General features: G+C 72.4%; 13 protein-coding genes and 3 pseudogenes. 6 read left to right on the top strand and 10 right to left on the bottom strand.

Annotated features, from left to right (window positions below; all coding sequences use genetic code 11):
- Window positions 1–499 precede the first annotated feature (499 nt).
- On the bottom strand, window positions 500–1,549 hold the full coding sequence (locus Srubr_RS02970) for a LacI family DNA-binding transcriptional regulator (protein WP_189993381.1): 1,050 nt from the start codon (window positions 1,547–1,549) through the stop codon (window positions 500–502).
- A gap of 217 nt (window positions 1,550–1,766) precedes the next feature.
- Between Srubr_RS02970 and Srubr_RS02965 the strand changes: the two genes are divergently transcribed.
- The gene (locus Srubr_RS02965; protein ID WP_189993379.1) at window positions 1,767–2,720 is read left to right on the top strand and encodes an ROK family protein; all 954 of its coding nucleotides are present in this window, start codon (window positions 1,767–1,769) and stop codon (window positions 2,718–2,720) included.
- A gap of 186 nt (window positions 2,721–2,906) precedes the next feature.
- Here the strand turns inward: Srubr_RS02965 and Srubr_RS40190 are convergent.
- A pseudogene (locus tag Srubr_RS40190) lies at window positions 2,907–3,056 on the bottom strand (ABC transporter permease); the annotation flags it as partial.
- A 5-nt stretch (window positions 3,057–3,061) separates the two neighbouring features.
- On the opposite strand from Srubr_RS40190, the pseudogene Srubr_RS02960 reads away from it, so the two are divergent.
- The 3 genes and pseudogenes from Srubr_RS02960 to Srubr_RS02950 form a co-directional block, all read left to right on the top strand.
- Window positions 3,062–4,580: pseudogene (locus Srubr_RS02960) on the top strand (RHS repeat-associated core domain-containing protein); the annotation flags it as partial.
- A 49-nt stretch (window positions 4,581–4,629) separates the two neighbouring features.
- Window positions 4,630–4,866: a hypothetical protein gene (locus Srubr_RS02955; RefSeq protein WP_189993377.1), complete on the top strand. Its 237-nt coding sequence runs from the start codon at window positions 4,630–4,632 to the stop codon at window positions 4,864–4,866.
- A gap of 312 nt (window positions 4,867–5,178) precedes the next feature.
- Complete coding sequence (locus tag Srubr_RS02950; protein WP_373313449.1) at window positions 5,179–5,748, top strand: alpha/beta hydrolase; 570 nt, start codon at window positions 5,179–5,181, stop codon at window positions 5,746–5,748.
- Window positions 5,749–5,768: 20 nt separating this feature from the next.
- On the opposite strand, the gene Srubr_RS02945 is transcribed toward Srubr_RS02950, so the two are convergent.
- From Srubr_RS02945 to Srubr_RS02930, 4 genes are all read right to left on the bottom strand, one after another.
- Window positions 5,769–6,416 carry a LuxR C-terminal-related transcriptional regulator gene (locus Srubr_RS02945; RefSeq protein ID WP_189993375.1) on the bottom strand — a complete coding sequence of 216 codons (648 nt, stop codon included), beginning with the start codon at window positions 6,414–6,416 and terminating at the stop codon, window positions 5,769–5,771.
- Window positions 6,404–7,642, bottom strand: coding sequence for a sensor histidine kinase (locus Srubr_RS02940; RefSeq protein WP_189993373.1), 1,239 nt, complete (start codon window positions 7,640–7,642; stop codon window positions 6,404–6,406). The genes Srubr_RS02945 and Srubr_RS02940 overlap by 13 nt, the downstream gene beginning before the upstream one ends.
- Before the next feature lie 69 nt (window positions 7,643–7,711).
- Window positions 7,712–10,228: an FtsX-like permease family protein gene (locus tag Srubr_RS02935; protein ID WP_189993371.1), complete on the bottom strand. Its 2,517-nt coding sequence runs from the start codon at window positions 10,226–10,228 to the stop codon at window positions 7,712–7,714.
- Window positions 10,225–10,971 carry an ABC transporter ATP-binding protein gene (locus tag Srubr_RS02930; RefSeq protein WP_189993369.1) on the bottom strand — a complete coding sequence of 249 codons (747 nt, stop codon included), beginning with the start codon at window positions 10,969–10,971 and terminating at the stop codon, window positions 10,225–10,227. Before Srubr_RS02930 ends, Srubr_RS02935 begins: the two co-directional genes overlap by 4 nt.
- 114 nt (window positions 10,972–11,085) lie before the next feature.
- Between Srubr_RS02930 and Srubr_RS02925 the strand changes: the two genes are divergently transcribed.
- Window positions 11,086–11,412, top strand: a complete 327-nt coding sequence (locus tag Srubr_RS02925) for a Ku family protein (protein WP_229926600.1) — start codon at window positions 11,086–11,088, stop codon at window positions 11,410–11,412.
- A 116-nt stretch (window positions 11,413–11,528) separates the two neighbouring features.
- Entirely contained in the window at window positions 11,529–12,044 is a 516-nt protein-coding gene (locus Srubr_RS40185) for a hypothetical protein (RefSeq protein ID WP_229926599.1), read from the top strand.
- Between the two features lie 208 nt (window positions 12,045–12,252).
- Here Srubr_RS40185 and Srubr_RS02915 read toward each other — a convergent pair whose 3' ends face one another.
- The 4 genes and pseudogenes from Srubr_RS02915 to Srubr_RS41565 all read right to left on the bottom strand — a co-directional run.
- Complete coding sequence (locus tag Srubr_RS02915) at window positions 12,253–13,542, bottom strand: MFS transporter (RefSeq protein ID WP_189993367.1); 1,290 nt, start codon at window positions 13,540–13,542, stop codon at window positions 12,253–12,255.
- A 16-nt stretch (window positions 13,543–13,558) separates the two neighbouring features.
- Complete coding sequence (locus tag Srubr_RS02910; protein ID WP_189993365.1) at window positions 13,559–14,176, bottom strand: GNAT family N-acetyltransferase; 618 nt, start codon at window positions 14,174–14,176, stop codon at window positions 13,559–13,561.
- A gap of 42 nt (window positions 14,177–14,218) precedes the next feature.
- Window positions 14,219–14,470 (bottom strand): hypothetical protein, encoded by a 252-nt coding sequence (locus Srubr_RS02905; RefSeq protein WP_189993363.1) that lies wholly within the window; start codon window positions 14,468–14,470, stop codon window positions 14,219–14,221.
- 205 nt (window positions 14,471–14,675) lie between these two features.
- A pseudogene (locus tag Srubr_RS41565) lies at window positions 14,676–15,012 on the bottom strand (ATP-binding cassette domain-containing protein); the annotation flags it as partial.
- Between the last annotated feature and the right edge of the window lie 172 nt (window positions 15,013–15,184).

Below are 15,184 nucleotides of genomic sequence, written 5' to 3'. Positions count from 1 at the left end.
CCTCGGCCTCCGGCGCCTGCGGGGCCGCAGACCGAGGCGGCCGCTGATACGGGCGGTACGAGCCCGCGCACCGGCGGACGAGCGGACACCCTGCGGTCCCGCCGGGCCGGCCCTGGTCACCGTGTCCGCCGTCGGCAAGGGCGGCGGCGGACACGGCCGGGGGCCCGGCGGGTCCGCGTCCGCTCCGGCCGGTGTTGGGCGTGGTACGTCCCCGGTGCCGGTCGGCCGGTACTCCCGTGGCCCGGCCGCCCCGGGACTGCTTCGCCCCCGGCCCGGCCGCACGGATGCGGCGCAGGCCGGCGCGATCTCGGCGCGGCCCCGTAGCCGGCGGGCCCGGCACGGCCGCATGGCCACGGCGTGGCAACCCTGCCCGGCCTCGCCGTGCGCGCGGCCCTGGAGACGGTGAGCACTGGCACGGCCGCATGGCGCTCCGGGGCGCGATCCCGCCCGGCCTCGCCGTGCGCGCGGTCCCGGAGCGGGCCGGCCCCGCTCGCCCCGTTCAGTCCGTCGGCGGCAGTTCGCCCGAGCCGCGCGTGATGAGGCGGGTCGGCAGTTGGATGCGCTCCGGGGCGACCAGGGTGCCGTCCAGCTGGCGGAAGAGGCGTTCGGCGGCCGTGCGGCCGAGGGCCGCCGAGTCCTGGGCGACGACCGTGACGCCCGGCTGGAGCAGATCGGCCAGCTCGAAGTCGTCGAAGCCGACCAGCGCGACCCGGCGCGCCCGCTCGGCCAGCACCCGGACGACGGTGACCGTCACCCGGTTGTTGCCGGCGAAGACCGCCGTCACCGGGTCGGGGCCGGCCAGCATCTCCTCCGCCGCCCGGCGCACCCGCTCCGGGTCGGTCGCGCCGAGGGACATCCAGCGCTCCGCCACGGATATCCCGGCGTCCTCCATGGCCGCCCGGTAGCCGCGCAGCCGCTCCGCGGCCGTGTGGATCCGGGGCATGTCGCCGATGAAGCCGATCCGCCGGTGGCCGTGCGCGATGAGGTGGGCGACGCCGTCGCGGGCACCGCCGTAGTTGTCGGACAGGACCACGTCGGCGTCGATCCGGCCGGCTGGGCGGTCCACGAACACGGTCGCCACACCGGCCCGGATCTCCGGCTCCAGATACCGGTGGTCGTCCCCGGCCGGGATCACCACCAGCCCGTCCACCCGGCGCGCGCACAGTGCCAGCGCCAGCTCCTGCTCGCGCTCGGGGTCCTCGGCGCTGGAGCCGTTGATCAGCAGCGCGCCGTGGGCGCGGGCCACCTCCTCGACGGCGCGGCTGAGCGGGCCGTAGAAGGGGTCCGCGAGGTCCTCCAGGATCAGCCCGATGCTCGCGGTCCGCCCTTTGCGCAGCACCCGCGCGCTGTCGTTCCGGCGGAAGCCGAGGGCCTCGATGGCCTCCTGCACCCGGCGCTCGGTGTCCGGGGTGACCCCGGGCTCGCCGTTGACCACGCGGGAGACCGTCTTCAGCCCGACCCCGGCGCGGGCCGCCACGTCCTTCATCGTGGGGCGGTTGCCGTACCGGCTCCCGGTGGGACGGTCTGCGCGGCGGGTGGTCTCGGGCACGTGCGCTGTCCTGTCTGTTGTCCGGCTGTCTTTTTCTCCGGCCCACGGGGGTGTGGCATCCGTGGGCTTGTATGAGGATGTGGCGTCGAGCATAGAGCCTGGACAACGTTGTCAGCTGCGAGAGAGACTGTCCACCGCTTTCTCCGGCCTGCGCCCCCACCGCTTGACCGGCCTGCGCTCTTTGGTACTCAAGCTTCAACGGGGAGATCTGACTCTCATGCACACCGACCTCGTGGCGGCCCTGGACATCGGCGGCACCAAGATCGCCGGCGCGCTGGTGGACGGCGGCGGACGCCTGCTGGTCCGCGCCCAGCGCCCCACGCCCGCCCGGCAGGACGGCGAAACGGTCATGCGGGCCGTGGCGGAGGTGCTCGGCGAGCTGTCCGCCTCGCCCCTGTGGGACCGGGCCGGCGCGGTCGGCATCGGCAGCGCCGGCCCGGTGGACGCCTCGGCGGGCACCGTGAGCCCGGTGAACGTGCCGGGCTGGCGAGACTTCCCGCTGGTCGACCGGGTGCGCACGGTCACCGAGGGGCTGCCGGTCGAGCTGATCGGCGACGGAGTCGCGATCACCGCCGCCGAGCACTGGCAGGGCGCCGCGCGGGGTCACGACAACGCGCTGTGCATGGTGGTCTCCACCGGCGTCGGCGGCGGCCTGGTCCTCGGCGGGCGGCTGCACCCGGGGCCCACCGGCAACGCCGGGCACATCGGCCACATCAGCGTCGACCTCGACGGCGACCCCTGCCCGTGCGGCGCGCGCGGCTGTGTGGAGCGCATCGCCAGTGGCCCCAACATCGCCCGCCGGGCGCTGGAGCGGGGCTGGCGCCCCGGCCCCGACGGCGACACCTCGGCCGCCGCGGTGGCCGCCGCGGCCCGCGCGGGCGACCCGGTCGCCGTCGCCTCCTTCGAGCGGGCGGCGCGGGCGCTGGCCGCCGGGATCGCGGCCACCGCGACCCTGGTCGAGATCGACATCGCGGTGATCGGCGGCGGGGTCGGCAAGGCGGGCGACGTCCTGTTCGCCCCGCTGCGCAAGGCCCTCACCGACTACGCGACCCTGTCCTTCGTGCGGCGGCTGACCGTCGTACCCGCCCGCATGGGCACCGACGCCGGCCTGGTCGGCGCGGCGGCAGCGGCCCTGACCCGCACTTCGGGCACGACCGCGGCGAGCCGCTAGCGCGGTGACCCCACGGCCGCGCCGGCGCGTCGGGCGGTGGCGTCCGTCGCGGTCGCCGGGGGTGCGGCCGGGCCGGGCGGGTCAGGGAACGGGCGCCGGCCCGTCGGCGCTGACCGACCCGCTGCATCCACTGGGCCTCGTCCACCACGAAGAGGGCCGGGTGCGGTCGCCGGCCCGTCGGCGCCAACCGACCCGCTGCATCGCCTTCCGGCGCCGTTCGGCCATCGTGGCCCCGGACTCGCGGCGGGCCATCCTGCGCAGGACGGACGGTGCGAGGAGCAGCCCGGCGACCGCCCAGGCACCCAGCACGCCCGCTGTCTCCAGGTGCCGCCAGGACGCTCGGCAACCTTGTCCAGCGCTCCGACGGCACGGGAACGGTGAAGTACGAGTTCGACCTGCTGCGGCGCGAGACGGTCCGCCATCTCCAGGACGGCTCCCAGACCCTGCTTGCCTACACGGCGGCGGGCAACGTCGACTACTACCAGGACCCGGCGGGCAAGACCGACTACACCTGGAACGAGGTCAACAAGCTTACCGAGCTGAAGGAGCCCCAGGGCCGGGTGACGACGTACCAGTACAACAACAACGACGTGCGTACTACGACCACCTACCCCGGCGGCACGGTCCAGAAGGTCGACCCGGACGACTCCAGCCGGCCGAAGAACATCAAGGTGACCTCCGACCAGGGAACCCTGGTCGACCTGGACTACACCTACGGCTACGGCACGAACAACGCCACCGACGGCAGCAAGATCCGCACCATGACGGACAACGTCACCGGCCGCAAGCGCACCTACACCTACGACGGCGCGGGCCGCTTCTCCTACGCCGGCGAGGTCAAGGCCGGAAGCGTCGTCGACTCCTGGCAGTACTGCTACGACCTCGCCGGCAACCTCACCTCCCAGGGCACTGACCAAGGCTGCCCCCGCACCACCACCTACACCTACAACGACGCCCAGCAACTCACGTCGAAGTCCGGCACCAGCGGCACCTGGTCCTACGACCCGGTCGGCAACGAGACCGCCGGCGCCTCCACCGACGGACTACCTGCGCACCGGCGAGACGTGGACCGACCACTCCCGGATGTCGTCCATTACCGTCAACGACAAGACCTACGCGGGCCAGTACGGTTCCACCGACCAGAGCGAACGCATCCGGCTCGGTGACACGTACTTCCACAACGGCCCGCTCGGCCTGTCGGCGAAGTCGACGGGCGGGGTCGACATGGGCTTCAACCGCGAGCCCGGGGGCACATTGAACTCCATGACGACCGGGGGCAGGAGCTACTACTACCTCACCGACGCGATCGGCTCGGTGATCGGTCTGGTGGACGTAGACGGCAACAAGGTCGACACCTACACCTACAGCCCCCGCGGCGTCCGTCTGCTGGCCCAGTCCAGCGAGCCGGTCGACCAGCCCTACCGGTTCGTCGGCAACTACCAGGACCCCACCGGCCTCTACCACCTCAAGGCCCGCTACTACGACGCCAACATCGGTCGCTTCACCCAGCCCGACCCCTCCGGCCAGGAGAAGAACCCTTACCTCTACGCCGAAGGCGACCCCGTCAACCGCATCGACCCCAACGGGCTCTACAGCCTGGCCGACGCTGTCGACGACGGCAAGGAGGCCTACGACGCCGTCTCCAGCGCCGCACAGGGCGACACGGACGCTCTGGTAGCCCAGGTTTCCGGTATCGCGGCCGGCATCGTGGTCGAGTCCGCCTGCCAGTTCGTGGCCGGCGTTGCCGGAGCACCCACCGCAGGCGCCGGAGCAGTGGCCGTCGAAGCAGGGTGCGGTTACGCGAGCACTGCCGTGGGCGACTGGACCTCGAACACAGTCGAGAACGAGTTGAAGTCATGAACGACGGGCGGCCACCACCGGGTGGCCGCCCGTCCGCCAAGGAGACACAGTGGGACGAACCTTCGAGAATTTGTACGGCAGCAGGCAGGCAATCCGCAGAAACGCCCTGATCGTCGCCCTCGCCTCCCTGGTCGCCTACGCCTTGTCCGTGCTCCTGTGGGCGAAAGGAGGGCTCGGTGCCGCGTATCCGCTGCTGATCGTGGTTGTCGTCGCCGATGCCGTCTGCCTGCTGGTCTACCTGTCATTCCGCAACAAGCGTCCCGGCGGTAAGGGAGAGGTCAGCTGATGGAATTCGCACGTACAGAGGTGACTCCCGGGGGAACGCTCGGTGTCCTCCTGTTCATCGTGGCCATCCTCTGCGTCGTCATACCGATCGTGATCAACCGACGCCGCAACCGGTAGGAGGTATGCCAGGGCCACCGGCCCGGTCACCGAGGACGCCTGTCGGGCCGACCTCGCCGCCGCAGGCTATCCCGACGGGGTGGCCGAAGATGGCGGGAGGAGGAGGTCGGCCAGGGCGGGGCCGGCCGCCCGGGGACAGGGGCGCCGGGCCCGCGTCGCGCTGCTGAAGCCGCTCGAACGGGGCTGAGCTGTGGCAATGAGGACTGACGTCCGCTTCCCGGCCAACGGCCCGCAGCTCGCCGGCCACCTCTACCTCCCCGACGGCGTCGACGGCCCGCTCGCCGCCATCGTCGTCGGCCACCCCACGACCGGAGTCAAGGAGCAGGCGCCGGCGACGTACGCGACACGCCTGGTCAAGGAAGGCTTCGCCGTCCTGACCTTCGACGCCGCCTTCCAGGGCGAATCCGAGGGCGTGCCCCGCGGCCTGGAGGACCCCTTCCAGCGCGCCGAGGACTTCCGCGCGGCGGTCACCTACCTCACCACCCGCCCCGAGATCGACCCAGACCGCATCGGCGTGATGGGCGTGTGCGGCTCCGGCGCCTATGCCCCCTACGCCGCCCAGACCGACCACCGGATGAAGGCTGTAGCCGGTGTGCCCGGGACCGACGTCCCCAGCTTCTTCCGCGGCGCCGACCCCGAGGGCCGGCAGCAGATGGTGGCAAACACCGGAAACCTCCGCAGCGCCGAAGCCGCACGGCCCGGAGTCGGCTCTCGCTACTGCGGCCGTCCCTGGTGCCCTGCTGGCTGGTTGCTGTGTGACCGGTGAGGACCCGGTTGGTGGGGTGTTCAGGTGTTGAGGTAGGTGAGGACGGCTTGGACGCGGCGGTGGGTGTTGCCGGTGGCGGGGAGGTCGAGTTTGGCGAGGAGGTTGCCGATGTGCTTCTCAACGGAGACCGGGGCGAGGACGAGGCGGTCGGCGATGGCGGAGTTGGACAGCCCCTGGGCCATGAGGGCGAGGACTTCGTGTTCCCGGGGGGTGAGGCGGGCGAGGCCGGTGTTCTGGCTGTTGCGGGCGAAGATCTGGGCGACGACTTCGGGGTCCAGGGCGGTGCCGCCGGCGGCGACGCGGTCGAGGGCGTCGAGGAAGGCGTCGATGTCGGTGACGCGGTCTTTGAGGAGGTAGCCGACGCCGCCGCGGCCGTCGGCCAGCAGTTCCGCGGCGTAGGTGCGTTCCACGTACTGGGACAGGATGATCACCGGGGTGGCCGGGGTATGGCGGGAGCGGACTTCGATCGCGGCGCGCAGTCCTTCGTCGCGGAAGCCGGGTGGCAGGCGGACGTCGACCAGGGCGAGGTCGGGGCGGTGAGTGGTGACGGCGTCGATGAGGTCGGGGCCGGTGTCGACGGCGGCCAGGACCTGGTGGCCGGTGGCGGTCAGCAGGCGGATGAGCCCGTCGCGCAACAAGAGCAGATCTTCGGCGATTACAAGGCGCATGGGAACTCCGCGTGCACGGTGGTGGGCCCACCGGGGGGACTGGTGAGGGTGAGGGTGCCGTCGAGTGCTTCGATGCGGCGGCGCAGGCCGGAGATGCCTGTGCCGTCGGGGTCGGCGCCGCCGTGTCCGTCGTCGGTGACGGTGACGGTGACGGTGCCGTCGGGATGGGTGCGGACCTTCACGGTGGCGCTGGTGGCCTGGGCGTGTTTCGCGGTGTTGGTGAGGGCTTCGGCGATGAGGAAGTAGGCGGCGGCGTCCAGGGCTGGGGCCAGGCGGCGGGGTAGTTGGATGTCGGCGGTGACGGGTAGGGGGTGGTCGGCGAAGAGCGCGGTGAGGGCTCCGTCCAAGCCGCGGTCGGTGAGGATGGGTGGGTGGATGCCGCGTACGAGGTGGCGCAGCTCGTCCAGCGCGGTGTTCACCTCGGCGCGGGCGGCGGCGAGATCGGCGCGGGCGGTGTCGGCGGCTGGGCCGAGGGCTTTGAGGCGCCGGTCGGCCAGGGCCAGTGTCATTCCGAGGGCGACGATGCGGGCCTGGGCGCCGTCGTGCAGGTCGCGTTCGATGCGGCGCAGTTCCGCGGCCTGAGCGTCGATGACGCGGCTGCGGGTGAGCGCGAGGCGGTCGGTGCGCTCGGTCAGGCGCTGGGTGCGTCCAGGGGCCAGAAGTGCGGCGGCCAGTCGGGCCTGCCCGGTGGACAGGGCTCGTACGAGCCAGGTGACGGGGGGCAGCAGGATCAGTGCGGCCAGGGCGGTCAGGGCCTGTCGGGCGGGGGTGGTCAGCGTGGCGAATCCCGGATCGCTGCGGCGTGCCGAGGGCAGGGCCCAGGCCCAGGCCGGTGAGGTGAAGGCCGCCAGGTCCAGCGCGAGGACCACGACGGCGATCACGGCACAGACCAGCGCCAGAGGGAAGAGACAGGCCAGCCAGGCCGCATCCCGCCAGGTGGCGGGGTGCGCGGCGAGCTGCCGGGCCCGCCCGGCCGCCGTGCCAGCCTCGATCGGGCCATAGGGGTCTGGGACGGGAACGGGAAGCACCAGCGCGGCGCGGCGTCGCTCCAGCGAAGCGAGCCGGCGGACGGTGGCGGTGGTGGCCAGGAATGCCGGGACGCCCAGATGGGTGATGGCCAGCACCAGGCATCCGGTGGTACCTGCCACCACGGTCACCAGCGCCCCGATGCCGGCGGGCACACCGAGCAGCAGGTGGCGCAGCGCCCGGATCGTACGATGGAACATATCCGGCACCCTACGAGCCGCACGCCTGATGACGGCGGCCCGCGAGATCTCGCGAGCAAGATGTCACGCTCATTCCTTCCTTCCAGCCTGGGGAGTATCCGCGGTGCGCAGGACCAGCCGGGTGGGCAGGGCGGCGGCGGCCAGGCCGAGCAGGACCGTGCCGGTCAGCATGCCCGCGTACCAGCCGGGGCTGACGATCACGCGCCACTGTCCGTCCTGGGCGGCGCTGAACGTGCCCACGACCGCGGCGGCGATCGCGACGCCGATGAACAGACCGGCACCCACGGTCAGCATGGCTTCCCGCGCCGCGATCGCCCGCACCTGACGGGCGGTGGCCCCCAGCAGCCGCAGTCCCGCGTACTCGCCGCGCCGGCTCAGGGCCGCCATGGCGAAGGTGTTGAGCACGGCGACGGCCGTGAACGCGACGGAGATCCCGGTCAGCAGCTGTAGCGCGGCTTCCTGGGAGGCGGCTTCCGCGTCCTCGCGTTCGGTCGCCCCGCCGGAGCCCCAGGCCAGTTGCGGGAACTGCGCCCGCGCCGCCGACAGGGAAGCCTTGCTGGGCGTCTGGCCGAGGTGAACGGCTGACAGCACGGGACGTGCGGTGTGCACGGCCGCCACCCGGCCGGGCAGCAGTATCTCGCCGAAGCCGGCCGAGCGGGCATAGAGCGCCACCACCGGCTTCGCGACACGGGTGCCGTCCGGCAGCCACAGGGACGCGGTGTCGCCCACCTGCCAGTGCTGCCCGGCAGCCAGATCGGTGCTGACCGCCACGCCTTCGCCGAGTTTGCTCAACGAACCCTGCGTTACCTCAAGGTCCAGCACTCCTCGGCCGGCGCGGTACAGGCCCTGGGCGGGGTAGTGCTGCGGTTTGCCGCCCTTGCGGACCATCACCTCCATCGGCAAGGTGGCGTCCACGTCCGTGATTCCCGGCATGCGGGCTGCGGCCCGGTAGGCGTCCAGCGGCAGGCCTGGACTGCCCGGGGCGGTCAGGGTCTGGCGCGCGGGGGCAACCCGGTCGGTGTGCGCCCGACTGGTGAGGTCGGCGAGCAGGGTGGAGTTGAGCAGCATCGTCGCGTTCAGCGCGAACATCAGCGCCAGCGGCAGCGCGGCTCCGGCAGCCCGCAGGGGGAAGCGGCGGGCGTTGGCGGCCGCCAGCCGACCGGCCGTGCCCGGCAGCAGCCCTGCCAGCACCGTGCACACCACGCGTACCACCCAGGGGCCCACGGCAGCGGCGCCGCAGATCAGCAGCGCACAGGCGATGAAGCCCATGCCCACACCGATCCCGCCGCGCATCGGAGTGAACACCAGCACGGCCACCGCGCCCGCCACCAGAATCGCCCCCAGCACCAGGCGTACCAGGCCGCCCCCGGCAGGTGCCGCGGCCGACTCGCGCATCGCCTCCGCCGGAGCGATCCGTGCCGCCCGCCGCCCGGCGAAGAACGCCGCCAGCCGTGCCACGACCAGACCTGCGCCAGCCGCGATCAGCAACGGCAGCACACCGCCACGTACCTCCAGCGAGGCGGGCACCGCACCCGTGTCCACGAACCCCTTACCCAGCCATCCGGCCGACCACAGCCCAAGAGGGGCACCGGCCACCGCAGCGGCCAGCCCGACCGCCCATGCCTCCAGACCCAGCAGCCTGCGCACCTGGCGCGGGGTGGCTCCCAGCGTCCGCAGCAGAGCCAGCTCGCGCAGCCGCTGGCGGGCAGCGAAAGCGATGGTCCCCGCGATGACGAACAACGCGGCGAAAACGGTGATGCCCGCCATGGAGCCGAACACCCCCACCGCGCCCGTGTAGCTGACCAGCACCGCCGGAGCGTCGGCCTGTACCCGCTCATCTCCGGTGAGGACCCGCAGGCGCGGCCCCGCGGCGGAGCGCACCGCGCCAAGCACCCGGCCGCTGTCGGCACCGGGCGTGAAGCGCAGGGCCAGCGCGGCGGAATCGCCCGGCCGGGCGAGCCGTGCCGCATCGCGGTGAGAGAAGAACACCGCACCCTGCGAGGCCAGCTGCGGCCCGTCCTGGGCGGTGGCGATCCCGGCGACCTGGAAGGCGGTCACCTTCTCGCTCAGGGCAAGGCGCACCTGGTCACCGGGGCGCACGGAAGCCTGCCGGGCGAGACCCTCATCAAGGACCACGTCACCCGTGCCGGGCGCGTGGCCGGCGGTGAGCCGGAAAGGAGTCAGCGCCGCCGAGGACCATGCGTGCCCCATCACCGGAGCGCCGCCCTCCCCGCCGACCGGATCTCCGTCGGCCGACAGAGGCTGGGCGTAGAAGGACACGTCCTTCGTCACCTGAGCCACCCCCGGCACGGACGCCAACCGGCCCTCCAGACCATCGGGAAGAGCTGGGGCTCCGGGCAGCGGGCGGGTCTTGCTCTTGTCCCCGTCGCGCACGGTCACCTGCCGTTGGGCACTGACCACCGCGTCGGCGGAGGCGTAGCGGTCCGCTCCGGCGGGGGCGGAAAGAGCGGAGAAAAGCAGCGTGCCACAGGCCGCGACCAATGCCACGGCGAGCGCCGTTCCGGCGAACGTACCCGCGAAAGCCCACCAGCGGTGACGCACGGTAACCAGGGCGAGACGGATCATCGGGCGCTCAGCTCAGTCATGACGGCGGCGACCTCGGCGGCCGAGGCACGCTCCAGATGCGAGTGGACCACGCCGTCGGCGAGGAAGAGCACCCGGTCCGCCCACGCGGCGGCCGCCGGGTCGTGCGTGACCATCACCACGGTCTGCCCCAACTGGTCCACGGCCTCCCTCAACAAGGTGAGCACCTCGTGCCCTGCGGACAGATCCAGAGCCCCGGTCGGCTCGTCGGCAAAAACCACCTCCGGTCGCCCCGCAAGCGCCCTGGCCACCGCCACTCGCTGCTGCTGACCGCCCGACAGCTGATCCGGACGTGCGTGCCGATGTCCTGCCAGCCCCACCCGCTCCAGGACCTCGCCCGCCCAGGCCCGGTCCGGCCGCATCCCGGCCAGCCGCTGCGGCAACAGCACGTTCTGCCACACCGACAATGCCGGAACCAGGTTGAACGACTGGAACACAAAACCCGCCCGGCGCCGCCGGGCACGGGTCAGCGCAGGCTCCCGCAGCGCGCCGATGTCCTCACCCGCCAGCCGTACCCGACCCGCACTGGGCCGCTCCAGACCGGCCGCACAGTTCAGCAACGTCGACTTCCCCGACCCTGACGGGCCCATCACCGCAGAGAACGAACCCGCCGCGAAACGCGCGCTCACTCCCCGCAACGCAGGCGTTCCCCCACCGCCCGGGTAGGTCTTCGATACGTCTTCCAGCTCCGCCGCGGCAACGGCCGGACCACTCGCAAGGTGCATACCCTCAAGCCTCGCGACAGCCGGCCCGCGCGCCCACACGGCCGACACGCAACTTCATGGTAGGGCTAGCCCTACCATGAACGTACGAGCGACGACGTCCTGGTCCTGCACGCCATGCGCTGGCCCGACGAGATCCGCGACCCCACCGAGCTCCTGCCCCCGCCCACCGAGGTCTCCGAGGACGAGATCGCCGGCGCGCTCGCCCTGATGGACACCATGACCGTGGACCGGCTGGAGGGCCCGGAGTTCACCGACCGCTACACCGAGGCACTCGTCGAGATCATCGAGGCGAGACGGGAGGACAAGCCCCTGCCTGCGGTGGAGGAGCCGGAGCAGCCGGCCCCGGTGCTGGACCTGATGGCCGCCTTGCAGGAGTCGGTGTCCAAGGTGAAGGCCTCCCGCGGCGACGCCGGGCCGGCCGACGTGCACGAGCTGCCGTAGCCGAAGAAGAAGACGGCCGCGAGGAAGCAGCCGGCCAAGCAGATCGGGGCGAAGAAGACGGCGGGCCGCCGACCGCGCAGCGCCTGACCCGACGACGCGGTCGACGGTGACGGTCGGTGCCGCACCGGTGGTGGATCGCTCCCGCCGCAGGCACGCCGCCGCGGGAGTCCAGCCGCTACGAGCGAGCCCGTCTCGCCAGCCTTGCCGTGCAGAACGCGATCCGCGACGCCCGCATCCGATCCGACACCGCCACCGCCAACGGGGCGACGACCTCGGCCGTCTCCGCACCCGCCGATCACCGCGACGTCGAGGGCGGGACGACGTCCGCTCCCCACACCGTCGACCACCCGGGCCGGGGCGCCGCCCTGACCCCGGCGCAGCGGGCCGCCGCCGTCCAGGCCCACCAGCAGGCCGCGATGCCCGAGGAGTACCTGGAGGGCCGCACGACCGACCCGGCGACGTGGCTGCGCACACCCGAGAACCTGGACCGGCTCGCCGCCTTCACCCGCACCGCCGACACCCGCCGCCGCGCCATGGAGGACCCAAAAGCCCCAGCCACCGACCGGGCCGGTCCGGTCGACCAGCACCGCCAGCAGCCCGACCCCTGCCAAGGCCAAGGCTGCCGGCCGTGAACGCCATGCCGCCCGCACGGCGGGACGGACGACGAAGTGCCCGCGCCAGGCGCCGAGACGCGATCGACCGCCCGCCCCCGAAGCAAGTTCTCGCCCCACGTGGCGCGATCGCAGGGGCGTGGCCGGGCGCGACCCTCGCCGGCACCGCTGCGGCGGGCGAGCCCCATGGCGGAGACGAGGCGTTCCCCGCGGCCGGTCGCCCGGCCTGTCAGCAGGCCCCCGCCGATGGACGTGGCGGGCCGTCGGGGTTCTCCACCGCAGTGTGGGCGGTCTCCTGGTGCGACGGTCTACCGGCGGCCCATGCGGACAGAGGCACGGTCGCGGCTCCGGCCAGCACGAACACTCCGGCCAGCAGCACCCACCCGGTCGCTCCGACGCCGACCACGAGCGGCACGACGACCAGGGGCGCCAGGACACTGGCGGCGGCCGTGCCGACGCTTGCCACCGACTGGTACTCGCCTGCGGCGTCCTCGGGCATCAGGGCGACCGACAGACCCCAGAAGGCCGCCACAAAGATCACCTCCTCCCCCGCGTGGACGCAGCCGGCGACCAGTGCGACCAGCACGGCCACGCGGCCGTGGACGACGCCGGTGAGCGCGAACAGGACGCAGGCGACGCCGAGGACGACGGCGGACGAGAGGACCTTGCGCGTGGCGGTCCGGCGGGAGTTGTCCGCGCGTGCCGCCCTGGCCTGTAGGAGGGCGACCAGGACACCGTTCAGTACGACGAGGGCGCCGGCCGTCCACGGCGGCACATCGGTGTGATGCGTCATCCACAGGGGCACTCCGGTGGACAGCAGCGACCAGCCCAGGGTCAGCACACCGCCGGCCACGGCGATGCTGACGAAGGGCACGTCCCTCAGGACACGTGTGCTCCGGTGCGCGCTGTCACGGGCCGGGGGCACGGTCGGGGGCAGGCGCAGCAGTATGACGGCGTAGAGGATGTTGGTGGTGAAGTTCGCCAGGATGAGGACGACGAAGGCGGGCAGCGAGCCCAAGGCGAGGACGACACCGCCCAGGGCACCGCCGAGGGTGAAGCCGACGGAGCGTGCCGCCTGCTGCTTGCCGAGTGCCGCGACACGTTCACGGCGGCCGGCCAGTCCCATGACGTAGACCTGGAAGACACCCACACGGGCCTTGTCGCAGGCGTTGGCCACCAGGGCCACGGGCAGGAACGTCCAGAAGTTCCTGACGCCGAGGAAGGCGGCCAGGGCGATACCGCTGACGAGGGTGAGAGCGACCAGGATGCGCCGGGGCCCGAGCCGGTCCGCCAGACGTCCCAGGGGGACGCCGATGAGAAGTGCCAGGGCGCCCCCAGCGGTCGCGCCGACGGCGAACTCGGAGGCGCTCAGCCCACCGAACCGGGTGAGGTAGATCGTCCACACCGTGAGCCAGGCGCCGTCACCGGCCGAGGTGATCGCCTGACCGGCCGCCAGGACACGCAGCGGCGACGTCGAGCCTCCACGGCGGTTCGGCGTCGCCGTCGGTCGTGTGCGCATCCGGGATATCTCCCGTTCACCTCCCGTCATGTGCGTCGGGCCTGGGCAGACCCGCGAGCAGGTCGTCCAAGTGCAACTCGTGTGCCCCCGTGATGCCGGAGCAGTCCCACGGCAGGTCCATACGGGGTGGCCTATCACGGTCGTAGAGGTAGGTGACGTGCAGTTCCCCCGCCGGATCGATGGTGATGGCGGGATGGTCATACAGGAAGTTGCGCACCTCCAAAGTGTCCTGACGTGGGATCAGCACCGGATGCTTGCGGGCGAAGTGGGTGCGCGGCACGACTATCCGCGGGCGGAACTTGCGCTTGAAGGCGTACAGGCCCTCGCTGATGAACGGCCGTGACCCCGACAGTTCTGCGTGGGCGATGCCCTCCTCGGTCGCCCACCGCATGACCAGGTGGTAGAGGACGAGCTGTGCCCCGTCCCGGTAATGCCCCGGATCGCCTTCGAGGACGCCGGCGAGCCGTATCACGAGCACGTCCCCTTCGAGACGGCACAGCACACCGGCGATTCGCTCGTCCGCCCTGCGGAGGAAGAACGGCATCCCGCGGCGAAACAGCGCGTGTTCCGCCACGTCACGCCGCTCGCTGCGCACCCAGCCGCCGTGCCGGGCGGCCATGGTGGGGACGTGCATCCGGTCGTACAAAAAGCCGAAGTCGTGTGCCCGCTCGGCCAGTTACAAGTTCCAGTCGTGTTTGCGGATGCCCCGCCGGATGTTCTCGCGGTCCTTCTTGCCGAACCGTGCGAGGAACTCCTCCGCGGTGGCCGGCAGGGGGATGAGGTAGTGGATCCGCAACGGCGCCACCAGGTGGGGGCCGAGGGAGCTGCGGGCGATCTGGTGGTCGTACAGGCCGAGCGTGAGCAGGTGGCCCCGCCGGGGCTGCCGTGCCCAGGTGAGCGGCTGGAGACGTCGGCCGCCCTGTCTCACGTGCCGCTCCTCCGGTGAGGTGCGGCGCCACATCTCCAGGGGTGTCAGTACGTGCTCAACGCCCTCGCGCAGGCCGGCGTAACTGAGGAAGGCCCGCTGACGCCGTGGCTGTCCCAGCCCACACCGGATCCGGGAAGGGCGTCGTACACGCGCCGCAGGCGCCGCGCGGCCGGAGTCGTCGCTTGCCCCACCAGTAGGCGCACCGGGCGGCGAGGAGTTCGCCGACGTCCCACGGCCGTCGTACCAGGGGGGAGTACGGCGCGTAGTACGAGCCGAGATGGGCCAGCAGTTCCCGCACCCGCCACTTGCCGTGGTCGCGCCAGGACTGCGGGACGATGCCGAGGCGCGCACGCCATCGTTCGTCCCGCGGGCCGGATCGGTGCCGAGGACGGTCACGTCACCGGCCGAGCGCATACGGAAGCCTTCCAGGATCTCGATGGTGGTCGTCTTGCCGGTGCCCTTCGGGCCGAGCAGCACGACGACTTCGCCCCGCCGGGCGGTGAAGTCCACTCCTTTCAGCACGTCCTGCCGCGGTAGCGCATCCGCAGCTCCCGCACGTCGATGACCGTGTCACCGTCCGGCGGCGGGCCGCTCCCGGCCCCGGACCGGACCTCAGCGGTCGTCATCGGTTGTTCTCCCCCGTCCGGCGACGGCGGTCGGACCCCCGCGGGACGAACACATCACCGAACGGCTCGGCTCCGGCCCCGCCGGGCG

The organism is Streptomyces rubradiris, assembly GCF_016860525.1.
Lineage (GTDB): Bacteria > Actinomycetota > Actinomycetes > Streptomycetales > Streptomycetaceae > Streptomyces > Streptomyces rubradiris.
The sequence above is the reverse complement of the archived record's forward strand: the minus strand, read 5'-3'. Positions and strand labels throughout refer to the sequence as shown.